This window comes from Intestinimonas butyriciproducens, from assembly GCF_016901775.1.
Taxonomy (GTDB): Bacteria; Bacillota; Clostridia; order Oscillospirales; family Butyricicoccaceae; genus Pseudobutyricicoccus.
This window is the reverse complement of sequence record NZ_JACJKW010000001.1, coordinates 116,644-130,168: the sequence shown is the minus strand read 5'-3', so window position 1 is coordinate 130,168 and position 13,525 is coordinate 116,644. Positions and strand designations below refer to the sequence as shown.

General features: G+C 54.8%; 13 protein-coding genes. All 13 read left to right on the top strand.

The genetic code is table 11. The features are described from left to right. Nucleotides 1–684 carry an RNA-binding cell elongation regulator Jag/EloR gene (gene jag, locus H6A25_RS00705; protein WP_204750102.1) on the top strand — a complete coding sequence of 228 codons (684 nt, stop codon included), beginning with the start codon at nt 1–3 and terminating at the stop codon, nt 682–684. Between the two features lie 74 nt (nt 685–758). Next, nucleotides 759–2,114, top strand: coding sequence for a tRNA uridine-5-carboxymethylaminomethyl(34) synthesis GTPase MnmE (gene mnmE / locus H6A25_RS00700; protein ID WP_204750101.1), 1,356 nt, complete (start codon nt 759–761; stop codon nt 2,112–2,114). Between the two features lie 10 nt (nt 2,115–2,124). Then, nucleotides 2,125–3,993, top strand: a complete 1,869-nt coding sequence (gene mnmG, locus H6A25_RS00695; protein ID WP_204750100.1) for a tRNA uridine-5-carboxymethylaminomethyl(34) synthesis enzyme MnmG — start codon at nt 2,125–2,127, stop codon at nt 3,991–3,993. A gap of 1 nt (nt 3,994) precedes the next feature. Beyond that, nucleotides 3,995–4,711, top strand: coding sequence for a 16S rRNA (guanine(527)-N(7))-methyltransferase RsmG (gene rsmG / locus H6A25_RS00690; protein WP_204750099.1), 717 nt, complete (start codon nt 3,995–3,997; stop codon nt 4,709–4,711). Between the two features lie 137 nt (nt 4,712–4,848). Continuing rightward, nucleotides 4,849–5,685: a ParB/RepB/Spo0J family partition protein gene (locus tag H6A25_RS00685; RefSeq protein ID WP_243423111.1), complete on the top strand. Its 837-nt coding sequence runs from the start codon at nt 4,849–4,851 to the stop codon at nt 5,683–5,685. Nucleotides 5,686–5,900: 215 nt separating this feature from the next. Continuing rightward, a complete protein-coding gene (locus tag H6A25_RS00680; RefSeq protein WP_204750211.1) occupies nt 5,901–6,656 on the top strand; it encodes a ParA family protein in 756 nt (251 codons plus the stop codon). Between the two features lie 29 nt (nt 6,657–6,685). Further along, nucleotides 6,686–7,552: a ParB/RepB/Spo0J family partition protein gene (locus H6A25_RS00675; RefSeq protein WP_204750098.1), complete on the top strand. Its 867-nt coding sequence runs from the start codon at nt 6,686–6,688 to the stop codon at nt 7,550–7,552. A 29-nt stretch (nt 7,553–7,581) separates the two neighbouring features. Then, nucleotides 7,582–9,237 (top strand): CvpA family protein, encoded by a 1,656-nt coding sequence (locus H6A25_RS00670; protein WP_204750097.1) that lies wholly within the window; start codon nt 7,582–7,584, stop codon nt 9,235–9,237. A gap of 418 nt (nt 9,238–9,655) precedes the next feature. Further along, nucleotides 9,656–10,042, top strand: a complete 387-nt coding sequence (locus H6A25_RS00665; RefSeq protein ID WP_204750096.1) for a DUF4418 family protein — start codon at nt 9,656–9,658, stop codon at nt 10,040–10,042. A 13-nt stretch (nt 10,043–10,055) separates the two neighbouring features. Next, nucleotides 10,056–11,264 carry an ABC transporter permease gene (locus H6A25_RS00660; RefSeq protein WP_204750095.1) on the top strand — a complete coding sequence of 403 codons (1,209 nt, stop codon included), beginning with the start codon at nt 10,056–10,058 and terminating at the stop codon, nt 11,262–11,264. Next, nucleotides 11,264–11,938, top strand: a complete 675-nt coding sequence (locus H6A25_RS00655; RefSeq protein WP_204750094.1) for an ABC transporter ATP-binding protein — start codon at nt 11,264–11,266, stop codon at nt 11,936–11,938. The genes H6A25_RS00660 and H6A25_RS00655 overlap by 1 nt, the downstream gene beginning before the upstream one ends. Nucleotides 11,939–12,187: 249 nt before the next feature. Next, a complete protein-coding gene (locus H6A25_RS00650; RefSeq protein ID WP_243423109.1) occupies nt 12,188–12,769 on the top strand; it encodes a putative ABC transporter permease in 582 nt (193 codons plus the stop codon). A 33-nt stretch (nt 12,770–12,802) separates the two neighbouring features. Then, a complete protein-coding gene (locus tag H6A25_RS00645) occupies nt 12,803–13,489 on the top strand; it encodes a CPBP family intramembrane glutamic endopeptidase (RefSeq protein ID WP_204750093.1) in 687 nt (228 codons plus the stop codon). Nucleotides 13,490–13,525 lie beyond the last annotated feature (36 nt).

Below are 13,525 nucleotides of genomic sequence, written 5' to 3'. Positions count from 1 at the left end.
ATGGTAAAAAGTGTAGAAGCAAAGGGCGAATCCATCGACGCGGCGGTGGCCAATGCCCTTGCGCAGCTGGGGAAAGAACGGGACGATGTGACAGTGGAAGTGCTGGAAAAGGGCAAAAGCGGCTTTTTCGGCATCGGCGCCCAGCCGGCTGTGGTTCGGGTGAGCTATGAGACTTCTCCCGCCGATACCGCCATCGACTTTTTGGAAGGGCTTCTGACCCGTTTTGGGGTGGAAGCTCAGGTGGAATGCTCGGTGTGTCCCGAGGAAGAGACCATCCGTCTCAATCTGGTGGGTCAGAACATGGGCTCTGTCATCGGCCGGAGAGGAGACACTCTGGACGCCATCCAGTATCTCACCAATATCGTTGCCAATAAAAACGAGGAAAAACGGTGGCATCTGGTGCTGGATACCGAAAACTATCGGGCCAAGCGGCAGGCTACCCTGGAGCGGCTGGCAGTGAATACTGCCCAGAAAGCTCTGCGTTATAAGCGCAGCATGGCTCTGGAGCCGATGAATCCCCAGGAGCGCCGTATCATCCATTCGGCCCTTCAGGATTATGAAGGAGTGAGCACCCATTCGGTGGGCGTGGAGCCCAATCGAAAGGTGATCGTGGTGCCGGAAGGCGCCCGGGAAAACCGGAGCGGCCGCCAGAACAAAGGCGGACGGGGCCGTCAGGACCAATAACCAAGTGACCCAGAGGGGCGCGGGGCTGTAACGCCCCCGCCCCCTTTTTTCTGCATCGGAAAGGAGAAAGCACCATGATGGAAGATACCATTGCCGCCTATTCCGGCGGTACATTGCCCGGGGCCATCGGTATCTGCCGCATCAGCGGCCCCCAGGCCTTTGCTTTGGCCGATGACCTGTTTTTCCCCCAAAAAGGAGGAAAGATGAGCCAGGGGCCTTTTTACACCATGCGCTATGGACAGGTGTGGGCCGCAGACGGCCGGGCTCTGGATCTGTGCCTGGCCTGCTGCTATCCCGGGCCGTCCAGTTACACCGGGGAGGATCTGCTGGAGATCTTCTGCCATGGTTCCCAGGCGGTGGTGGCCTGCATTCTGGAGCGGGCCATGGAACTGGGCGCCCGCCCGGCCCAGGCAGGGGAATTTACCAAGCGGGCCTTTTTGGCCGGAAAGCTGGATCTCACCGGCGTGGAGGCCGTGGCCGATCTTATTGAGTCCCAGTCGGCCGCCGCTGCTAAAAATGCAGCTTCTTTGCTGCAAGGGGGAATTTCCCGGCCCATCCGTCAGATGCGGGAAAAGATCTTTCAGCAGCTGACCCATTTTTACGCCGTGTGCGATTATCCCGATGAGGATCTGGATCCCTTTGTCAGCGAAGAGGCCCGGAAGGTGCTGGAGGAATGCACCGCAGAGCTGGATAAGCTCTATCAGGGCTTCCAGCGGGGAAGGGTGCTGAAGGAAGGGCTGCCGGTGACCATCCTGGGCCGTCCCAATGTGGGAAAATCCTCCTTGCTCAACAGTCTGGCCGGGTATGAGCGGGCCATTGTCACAGACGAGGCAGGCACCACACGGGATGTGGTCACCGAATCGGTACGCTGCGGGGATACCGTGCTGCGGCTGTCCGATACGGCCGGATTGCGGGAGACCTCCAGCCAGGCGGAAAAGATGGGCATTGACAAGGCCCGGGAGAGCGCCCGGGAAAGCCGGCTGGTTCTTTGTGTCTTTGACGGTTCAGCTCCCTTGACCGAAGAGGACAAACAGGTGATGGAAACGGCTCAGGGCCTGGAACGGGCTGCCATATTGAACAAATGGGACAAGGGCGCCCTGGATTTCCCTGAGGTGGAACAGGCTTTCTCCAAGGTATTCCGCTTGTCGGCCAAAACCGGAGAAGGGGTATCGGAGCTTTGCCAGTGGCTGGCAGGGCTGAGCCAGGGAGAAGGGGAGACCCTGGTGACCAGCGCCCGGCAGGCGGCTCTGCTGGGCAAGGCGGCGGAAAGCTGCCGTATGGCAGCGGAAAGTGCCGCCATGGGATTTACCGCCGATGCCTTTCTGGCCGATGGGGAAGAGGCCGTGCGGCTTTTGGATGAAGTGCTGGGAGATGCAGTGAGCGAGGATATTGTCCACGGCATTTTCTCCCGGTTCTGTGTGGGAAAATAGGAGAACAGTCATGTCTTATCTGGCAGGAATATATGAAGTGGTGGTCATCGGAGGGGGCCACGCCGGCATTGAGGCGGCGCTGGCCGCCGCCCGGCTGGGTCACCGCACCCTGATGATCACCACCAATCTGGACAGTGTGGGCAATATGCCCTGCAACCCTTCCATCGGCGGCACCGCCAAGGGCCAGCTGGTACGGGAGATTGACGCTTTGGGCGGAGAAATGGGCCGGGCTGCCGATGCCTGCGGCATTCAGTTTCGTATGCTCAACCGGGGAAAAGGTCCTGCTGTCCATTCTCCCCGGGCCCAGGCCGACCGGGCCGCTTACAAGCAGTATATGAAGGAAGTTCTGGAGCATTGCGAGAACCTGTCCATTCGCCAGGGAGAGGCGGCGGAGATCCTCACCCAGGAAGGAAAGGTCTCCGGCGTGCTGTGTGTGGGAGGCGCCCTTTATGAGACACGGGCGCTGGTGGTGTGCACCGGTACCTTTCTCAACAGCCGTATTTTTATCGGAGAACAGAATATCCTCTCCGGCCCGGACGGTCTGGCTGCCGCCACCCACCTTACAGAATCGCTGGAAAAACTTGGATTGCGCACCCGCCGGTTCAAAACCGGCACCCCGGCCCGGGTGGATGCCCGCTCCATCGACTTTTCCGCCTTGGAGGTGCAGCGGGGAGATGAGCTGCCCCGTCCCTTCTCCTTTGACTTTCAGGGGCAGCTTTATAACGACAGCTTGTGCTATCTGACTTACACCAACAGCCATACCCATGAGATCATCCGAAAATCTTTGGATCGGTCCCCATTGTACGGAGGAGAGATCCAGGGAGTAGGGCCTCGATACTGTCCGTCTATTGAGGACAAAATCGTCCGTTTTTCCACAAAAGAAAGACACCAGGTCTTTATCGAGCCTTGTGGCAAAAATTCTGGTGAGATGTATTTGCAGGGGCTTTCCACCTCTCTTCCGGAGGATGTGCAGCTGGCTTTCCTGCGCACCGTGCCCGGACTGGAAAAAGTGGAGATCATGCGGCCGGGGTATGCCATCGAATACGACTGCCTGGATCCCACCCAGCTCACGGCCGGACTGGGAGTGCGGGGTGTGCCCGGACTGTATGCCGCCGGACAGATCTGCGGCACTTCCGGTTATGAGGAAGCGGCAGGCCAGGGTCTCATTGCCGGAGTCAATGCCGCCCGGTTTCTGGAGGGAAGGGAAGAGGTGGTGCTGGCCCGGTCCGACGGTTACATTGGCACCTTGATCGATGATATCGTCACCAAGGGTACCAATGAGCCCTACCGTATGATGACTTCCCGTTCGGAATACCGGCTGCTGCTGCGCCAGGACAACGCAGATGCCCGCCTGATGCCCCTGGGCCATGCCATTGGTCTGGTGTCCCAGCAGCGGCTGGATAAGATGCAGCAGGACTATGACCAGGCGGCGCAAGAGATCCGCCGGCTGGAAAAGACCGCCGTTTCCGGCCCGGCTTTGGCTCGGGTATTGGAAGAGCGGGGCAGTGCGCCGGTGGGGCAGGGAATCCTGCTCAGCGATTTGCTGCGGCGTCCTGAGATCAGTTATGATTGTCTGGCTCCTTTGGACCCGGGCCGTCCCTTCCTTTCGGAAAAGGTGCGGGAGCAGGTGGAGATTCAGACCAAGTACCAGGGATATATCCAAAGAGAACTGCGCCAGGTGGAAGAACATAAAAAACTGGAGGAAAAGCGCCTGCCGGAGGATCTGGACTATCTGTCCATGTCCACTTTGCGGTTGGAGGCCCGGCAGAAGCTGGACGCTCTCCGGCCCCGGAGCCTGGGGCAGGCCTCCCGAATCTCGGGAGTCAGTCCTTCGGACATGGCAGCGCTGATGATTTTGCTGGGGCAAAGGGGGAAATGAGATGAGCTTTACCGATGTGATCGCCCAGGGATGTTTCACATGGAACATTCCTTTGCCCGAAGGGGCTTTGGAAGGGCTGGAGGAATACACCCGGCTGCTGCTGGAGAAAAACCAGGTGATGAACCTGACGGCCATTACCGAGCCGGATCAGGTGGCTGTGCGCCATATGCTGGATTGCCTGTTCCAGCTTTCCTGCGGAGATTTTGAAGGCAAGCGGGTCATTGATATCGGCAGTGGGGGAGGGTTCCCCGGCATTCCCTTGCAGATCGCCCGGCCCAGCGCCCGGTTTTTGCTGCTGGACAGCCGGAAAAAGCGGGTGGATTTTTTGCAGGAAGTGTGCGATGCCATGGGCCTTCCGGCTGAGACTATGGCAGGCCGGGCCGAAGAAGCGGCCCGGCAGAAGCAGCTGCGGGAGAAATTCGATATTGCTGTCTCCCGAGCCGTGGCGCCCATGAATATCCTTTGTGAGCTGTGCCTGCCTTTTGTCCGGCCCGGCGGATTGTTCCTGGCTATGAAGAGCCAGAACGAAGGGGCCGAACAGGAGATCCAGGGGGCGCAAAAAGCCATCCGCACTTTGGGAGGACGGCTGAAGGAGCAGCGTAGTTACCAGCTGCCCGGCACCGATGTGCATCACCAGGTGGTACTGATCGAAAAAGTGAAAAATACCCCGCCAGCCTATCCCCGGCGGTATGCAAAAATCGAAAGCGCCCCTTTGTAAGGGGTGCTTTTCTTTGTGCGGCGGTTCGCCACTGGGGGAGGGAGGAGGTTTCGACAAAAGATTCTCTTTTTTCCTCTCTCTATGTGACACTTTTTGCAGAGAAATACTGATAAAATGTCACCATGGAGGTGATGGACATGCTGGAACGGTTCTCTCTTCGGCGGACAAGCCGGGAAAATCAGCCCTTGCGGTTTTTGCAGGTGGAGGATATCCGCATCAATCCCAACCAGCCCCGGAAATTCTTTGATGAAAAGGCTTTGGAAGAGCTGACGGCCAGCATCCGGCAGTATGGGCTGATCAATCCTCTCACTGTGCGGGAGACAGGAGAGGGCTATGAGCTGATTGCCGGGGAACGGCGGCTGCGGGCCAGTCGGGGGGCCGGTCTGTGTATTGTGCCCTGCTATGTGCTACCCTCCAGTGACCAGGATTCCTCGGTATTGGCGTTGGCGGAAAATCTTCAGCGGCAAGATCTGGATTTTTACGAAGAAGCCCAGGGGATTGCCCGTTTGATTCATGTCCATGGCCTGACACAGCAGCAGGCAGCGGACAAGCTGGGAAAGACCCAGTCGGCCATTGCCAATAAACTGCGCTTGCTTCGTTTGCCGCCGGAGGTCATCGCTCTTCTCCGGCAATACCGGTTCAGCGAGCGTCATGCCCGGGCTCTTCTCCGGCTGGAACATGAGGAGCAGCAGCTGCAGGCGGCCCGGGCCGCCGTCCGCCATGAATGGACTGTGGCACAACTGGAGCGGTATGTGGAATCCTTGCGTCAGACGGGGCAGAAAGGCCTCCGTTCCCGCCCCAAAATGCTGGGCGATGTGCGTCTCTTCATCAACACCCTGAGCCGGGCGGTGGAGACCCTGGGTCAGGCTGGTGTGGGGGCGGCCATGCAGCGCCGGTATGAAGGGGAGGAAATGGTGGTTACCATCCGTATCCCCGCTGCCGCTCCCGCCGGGACGGGCAGCGTTTCTCCATAACCTTTTGATCCTCTCTGTTTTTTGTTCCATGTGAAACATTTTCACATGGAACATTTTTTTATGTTTCACATGAAACACCAGGGAGAAAACAGGAGAAAAATACTTCTGCTGGCTTTTGTGCTCTTGCGGCTTTGCGGTTTAGGCATTATAATAGAAAAAGACGAAAAAAGATGAAAAAGCCTTATTATGGGAAAAGAAAAACGGCGGAGGAAGAAATGGGCAAAATACTGGCAGTTGCAAATCAAAAAGGCGGTGTGGGAAAGACTACAACCGCAGTAAATCTGGCGGCCTGTGTGGGCAGCCTGGGGAAAAAAGTCCTGCTGTGTGATTTTGACCCACAAGCCAATGCCACTTCGGGTTTTGGGCTTACCGAACGGGTGCGTCGGAGCATTTATGATGTGATCACCGGAGAAGTGCCGGTGAAAGATGCCGTTCTGCGCACCAAATGGTGTGATGTGCTGCCGGCCCACATCAATCTGGCGGCCGCTGAGGTGGAACTGGCCTCGGTGGAGGGCCGGGAACACCGATTGAAAGAGGCGCTGGATGAGCTGGCTCCCCAATATGATTTTATTTTTATCGATTGTCCGCCTTCTCTGGGCGTGCTCACCGTCAATTCCCTGGTGGCCTGCCAGCAGGTGCTGGTGCCCATGCAGTGTGAGTACTATGCCCTGGAAGGGCTGAGTCAGCTGGTCAACTCCATTCGTACCGTCAAACGGTCTCTCAATCCTCAGATCGATATCGAAGGGATCGTACTCACCATGTATGATGGACGCACCAATCTGACCATTCAGGTGGCCGAAGAGATCAAGCGATTTTTTGGAGAAAAGGTGTACCGCACGGTGGTGCCCCGGAATGTGCGGCTGTCGGAAGCACCCAGCCACGGGATGCCCATTCTGGCCTATGAGCGCACCTCCCGAGGGGCCGAGGCCTATCAGGCCATCGCGGAGGAATTTCTCCGCCGGAATCAGTAGTCAGCAGAAGGGGAGAGGAGGAACACCCTATGGCAGCAGGACATAAAGGCCTGGGAAAGGGCCTGGGATCTCTGTTTGGAGAAGAACTTACCGAAGCACAGGGATCGGTCTCTCAGGTGGAGCTGCGGCAGATCGAACCCAACCCCGTCCAGCCCCGCCGGGATTTTGATGAAGAAACATTGGCCCAGTTGGCCGAAAGCATTCGGGAAAACGGGTTGATCAGTCCCATTACCGTGCGGAAAACCGAGGGGGGCTATCAGATCGTGGCCGGGGAGCGGCGCTGGCGGGCCTGCCGCCTGGCCGGTCTGGACAAAGTGCCGGTGATGGTTGTGGAAGCCGACGACAAGCTGGCCTTTGAAATGGCCATGATCGAAAACCTTCAGCGGGAAGACCTGAATCCGCTGGAAGAGGCAGAGGGATATAGGGAACTGATGGATCGGTTCCACATGACACAGGAAGAAGTGGCCCGGAAGGTGGGGAAAAGCCGTCCGGCGGTGGCCAATGCCCTGCGGCTTCTGGGATTGCCGGAGCCGGTACGGGAGCTGGTGCGCACCGGGGAGCTGTCCCAGGGCCATGCACGCACCCTGCTGGGCCTCTCCAAAGAAGAGACCCTGATCAAGGCAGCGGAAACCGTGCTTGCCTATGGTCTTTCGGTGCGTCAGACCGAAAAGCTGGTGAAACGGCTGGAGCAGCTGGACCAAGGGAAAGAAGAGGAAACCGTCCTGGATGAGGGACAGATCTATATTGATGAACTGGAACACCGGTTGGCCCAGGTCACCGGCCGAAAGATCAGCATCAGCCAGGGAAAAGGCAAAGGCCGGATCACCATTGAATATTACGGCAATGAGGATCTGGAGAGCCTGACCCAGGTGATCTGTTCCATGAAGAAGCAATAGACCAGAGCGGACCAGGAGGATTTTCAGCTATGAAAAAAAGCAAGTACCTTCGGGGAGAAGGCTTGGCCCTGCTCATCGCTTTGGTGGTGGGATTTGTTGCCTTTTATGTCTTTTTGCCCCCCATTTCTCTGCAGTCCAGGGAATTTTATTTCTTTGCCATTCTGCTGATAGGCGTATGGTTTCTGGCCCGCATTCCGGTGGTTTCGTCCTATGTGGAAGAAAAGGGGATGCAGGGGAAAAAGAAGAAACTCTATTCCTTTTTCCCACTGCTCATCGCTGCATTGCTGGTGGTGCTGCTGGTGCTCTTCAGCATACTCTCTCTGAAGATTTTCAACGCATCCCGGTACAGCAGTTTGCTCCGGGTGGAAGAGGGAAGCTTCACCCAGGATATCCCTCAGATCACCTATGATCAGATCCCCATGCTGGACACCGAAAGCGCCCAGCGGCTGGGAGACCGGAAAATGGGAGAACTGGCCGCCACCAACAACGAAGAGCAAAAGTCCCTGGTTTCTCAGTTTGAAGTATCCGACGATTATATCCAGATCAATTACCAGAATCGTCCCATGCGGGTGACCCAGTTGGAATATGCCAGTTTTTTCAAATGGCTCACCAACCGGAAAGAAGGTCTGCCCGGCTACATCATGATCGATATGGTGACCCAGGAGACCCAGCTGGTCCGGTTGGAGCAGGGGATGAAGTATTCTCCCTCGGAATATTTCGGACGGAACATTGAGCGGTATATGCGTTTCCGCTATCCCACAATGCTGCTGGGAGAACCCAGCCTGGAAGTGGATGACGACGGCACACCCTATTTTGTGGCGCCCCGGCTGAAAAACAGAATTGGTATGCTGGGCGGTACCGATGTGGTGGGAGCCGTATTTGTCAATGCGATTACCGGCGGCCATACCTATTATGATCTGGCCGATGTGCCCTCCTGGGCTGACCATATTTGCCCGGCCGATCTGCTGGTGGAGCAGTATGATTATTACGGCGCATACAACGACGGCTTTTTCAATGCCTATATCGGTCAGCGGGGGGTTACCCGAACCACCGAGGATTACAACTACATTGCCATGAATGACGATGTGTTCGTTTATACCGGCGTCACTTCGGTGAGCAGCGACCAGTCCAACATAGGCTTTTTGCTCTGCAACCAGCGGACCAAGGAGGCCAAGTTTTATCCGGTTTCCGGCGCCACCGAACAGTCGGCGCAGTCTTCGGCCCAGGGCGCGGTGGAAGATCTGGGATATACGGCAACTTTCCCCATTCTGCTCAATATCAACAATCAGCCTACTTATTTCATGTCCCTCAAGGACAGTTCTGGTTTGGTGAAAATGTATGCCATGGTCAATGTGGCAAACTACCAGCGGGTAGCGGTGGGGGACACCGTGGCGGAATGTGAGAAGAAATACACCCAGACCATGCAGGCCGACAGCAGTTATGTGCCCCAGGAAACTCAGCAGGCCAGCGGCTCCATTGAAGAGATTCGCTCCGCTGTGGTGGGGGGATATACCTGGTATTATTTCAAGATTATCGGTTATCCCCAGTATTTTGCCATGTCTGTGGAACAAAACACATCGCTTCCGGTGCTCAATACCGGCGACAGCGTCACCATCACCTATGACAGCCAAGCGGTGGATGGGGTGGCCAAGGCATTGGATGTGACCCGGAACCCTGCATCCTGAAAAAGAACAGACCAAACAGGCGGCCTTTGGCCGCCTGTTTTGAGCGTGTCGAAAAAGTGGCGAAAGCCACTTTTTCGAGTTTTTGCAAGGGTCTGCATGCAGCCGATTGGCCGCTTCTGGCGGTCAATCGGCCACACTTGTCCCTTGAGAGGTGCAAAAACCGACGCACAGGTCGCCGGTTTTTGCGAATGGATGAGGGGGAAAGCAAGCTTCTACCCTCTGGCTATATCGGTTTATCGACAGACTGACAGGCGGCCTTTGGCCGCCTGTTTTCTTTTGCCGGATAGTAAAAGTCGATGAATAAAAAGGAATCTATTGAAAATATCACTTGGACATTTGAACGGAAATATGGTTATATAGTGAGGCAGACAAAAAACATTGTTTGTTTTTTTTCGCCAAAACAGAAAGGAAGAGAAAAATGAAGCAGAAAATAGTATCGGTAGGGACCATCTTCCTGGGAGCGCTGTTGGCTATTGGGCCGCAGACATTGTTTCAGCCCTGTCCGGTTACCGAAAAAGTGATGAAGTGCCATTGGAGTGCCCAGTCTCTTATTGCTGTGGGAGTGATCCTGGTGGCATTGGGGCTGGCTCAGCTTCTGGTGAAAAACGATTCTTGCCTGAAAGTACTGTGTTTTGTGGGGATTGTGGTTTTTGCCTCCGGCCTGCTTTTGGTCAATCTGCTGATCGGTGGCTGCGCCAATGCAGAAATGGCCTGTAATATGAAAACCTTCCCCATTGTCAATGGTTTGTCTGCGGTGGGAATCCTGCTCCAGCTGGGGGGCATTGTACGGAAAGGAAACAAGTAAAAGGATGAGTTCCGTGGGGATTATTGGTAAAACAGCACTGAAAAATCTCAAACGCCGTTCGGTGCGTACATTGTGCATGGTGTTTTTTGCTTTTATGCTTTCCGCCTGCCTGTTTTGCTGTTCGGTGTTGACAGACAGCATGGAAAGCAGTCTGCAAAACACCACCGACCGGCTGGGGGCAGATATTATCGTGGTGCCGGAAGAATATGAGGGGGAAATGGCAGATTCTCTTTTTATGGGAGAGCTGTGCAGCTTTGATTTTGACAAGAAATGGGCTGATACCATCAGCCAGCTGGAGGGAGTGGATCAGTGTACTCCCCAGCTCTATATGGCCTCTCTTGCCGCCGATTGCTGTTCGGCTGCCACCCAGATGATTGTCTTTGATCCACAGACTGATTTTATCGTAACTCCCTGGCTGGAAGAGGAAGGGCTGCCATTGCCTGGGGAAGGGGAAATGTATATCGGCGCACTGATTAACCCTCCCGAGCCTGACAGCATTAAATTTTTCGGGGAGAACTATTCTGTCATTGGCCGGCTGGAGCGAACCAACACCAGTTATGATACCTGTGTCTTTATGACAGCCGATACAGCAGAGCAGATCCGCAGCAGCCAGGGCTGGGCGGATGCCTTTGGAGAGCCGGAACAATCGGCTCATGATTTGGTTTCTTCGCTGATGATTCGGGTGGAGGAAGGCAGTGATGCCAAAGCAATCGCCCGAGCGATCAACTATTCCATTGAAGGAGCGCCGGTAAAGGCCTATACCACAAACGGTATTTTCAGCGGCGTGCTCCGTTCGGTGGAGAGCATGGACGGCTACACCAGAGTGCTTATGGGGGTGCTGTTGGTGCTGGTGGTGGTGGCGCTGGCTTCGGTATTTACCATCACCATCAATGAGCGTACGGTGGAGTTCGGTATTTTGTCCTCTCTGGGAGTGGGAGCAGGCAGGTTGTCAGGTATTGTTTTAGCAGAAGGGCTGGTGATCGGCCTTTTGGGCGGCTTTCTGGGAGCGGTGGGAGCATTTGCCGGACTAGAACTTTTTTCCACGCCGATTAAGGTGATGCTCTCCATTCCGCGCCTGGATACCAGCTGGCAATATCTTTTGCCCTTGGCAGGCACTTGCATAGGATTGTCTGTCGCGGTTTCCCTGTTGTCCTCTCTGTATTCCGCTTGGAAGGTGGGCCGTTCCCGGCTGGACGGATTGCTGAAGGGAGAGGAACTGTGATGGTAAAAACAGAAGGATTGACCAAAAACTATACTCGTCAGGGAAAGACCTTCCAAGCGGTAGATCATGTGGATCTGCAAGTGGAAAAAGGAGAGGTGCTGGTGCTCACCGGACCTTCTGGCTGCGGCAAAAGCACGCTGTTTCATCTGATTTCTGGAATTATCCAGCCGGATGAGGGCCAGGTCTACTTTGACGGGCAGAAGATCAGTTCCCTTTCTGCAGCAAAGCGTACAGCGCTGCGCCGCCAGCATATCAGTTATATTCTTCAGGGGGACAGTCTGCTTTATAATTTTACGGTGCTGGAAAATATCTGTCTGCCTCACCTTCTTTCCGGCTGGAAAGATAAAAAGGAGTTGGAAACAAGGGGGATGAGCCTGCTGGAAGAATTTAGAATGGCAGACTTGGCTGGGAATTATCCTGCGGAGCTTTCCGGCGGCGAGCGGCGGCGAGCTGCTATTGTCCGGGCTTTTGTCCATGGCCCCCAGCTGGTGGTGGCCGATGAGCCCACCAGTGATCTGGATGAGGAAAACACAGGCATTATCCTGGATTATTTTATGAGACAGAAGGAAAAGGCCATTTTGATCAGCACCCATGATCTTTCCTGTCTCCGAACAGGGGTGAGCCATTATGCAATGGCAAAGGGAAGAATTGAGAAAAAAGGGATTATTGATTGATGCGTGAAACCAGGCGGATTTTCCGCCTGGTTTTTTCTATAAAGGGTCCATCAAAGCAATCGCTCAAGGGGATTGTCAGGGAATCTCTGCAAACGGAAGATCTGATAGCGATAGACTGGGGAGAGTAAAATCCATGTTCCCATTTTGACAAGGGAGCGGAGGAGTTTTTATGGACAGGGGGGCAGGGGCATAGTATAATAGAGGCCAACAAAAAGGAAGTGAGACAGAGAAAAGCGAAGGAGGGATTTTATGAGGAGGATGAAGCAACGCCCCCGATTTTACGGTAGCAAGACCATGGTCCGCCGTTTCCAGGAGATCTACTTGTATTTTTTCCTGTATTGCGTCATTGGCTGGCTCTATGAAGTTTTCCTGGAAGTGGTGGTTTACCGGTGGGGATTTTCCAATCGGGGTGTCCTTTTTGGGCCTTATTTGCCCATTTATGGTATTGGGGCTTTGGTCTTTCTTTTGTGTTTTGGCCGGTATGTGCAAAAGCCAGTCAAAGGAGCCCGGCGATGGCTGCAAGTGGGCTTGGTTTTTTTGGGTTGTATGACGGTAGCCACAGCCATTGAGCTGGCGGCTACCTATTGGATGGAGTACACCGTGGGCAGCTGGCCCTGGCAGACCTATGTGGACTATAAAATCAATTTCCAGGGACGGATCGCCTTGTCACCCTCTATTCGTTTTGGCTTGGGCGGACTGCTGTTTCTCTATGTGATCCAGCCGCTGTTTTACAAGCTGGCCCGGCGCATACCGGACAGGCTTTTGGCATGGCTGACAGGCATACTGGCGCTGGTGATGGCGGTGGATTTTGTGTTCTATCTGCTGAAATAGGAAGCGTTATTTTGTGAAAGGGGAAAGAAGAGGATGACTGGGAAGCGGCAGCAAGGGCTTTATATTATTTTGTCGGCGGTATTTCTTTCCCTGGCCGTGACCCTGGTGGATGCTTTTCTTCAGCCGGACTATGTGCCAAAAGTGCTGGTGAAAATTTTGTTTTTCCTGCTGCTGCCCCTTTTTTATTTTGGGTGGAACAAAAAGGAGCGGCCCCTTCTGAAAAAACTATTCCGTCTGAATGGAAAGACCATGGTGCAGGCCGTGCTGTTGGGGCTTCTGGTTTACGGGGTGATCGTGGGAGGCTATTTCTGTACAAAGAGCTTTGTGGATTTTTCTCAGGTAACAGGCACTTTGCAGGAAAAGCACGGTATTACCGGCGAGAATTTTATCTTTGTGTCCCTGTATATCTCCCTGGCCAATTCCTTTCTGGAGGAATTTTTCTTTCGGGGCTTTGCTTTCCTTTCGCTAAAACCCTATATCGGCCGGAAACTGGCCTATGTATTCAGTCCGGCGCTGTTTGCTTTTTACCATGGGGGGATGCTGGCCGGGATGTTTTCCTGGTGGGTGTTTCTGGTGCTGCTCACAGGGCTTTTTGTGGGAGGGTGTATTTTTAATTACCTCAATGAAAAGAGCGAAAGCCTTTATCCCTCCTGGGTCACCCATATGTTTGCCAATTTCGCCATCAACACCGTAGGGTTTATATTGTTTGGCGTTTTATAGATCCAGGGAGTGGATGGCTTGACAGGGGTACAGAAA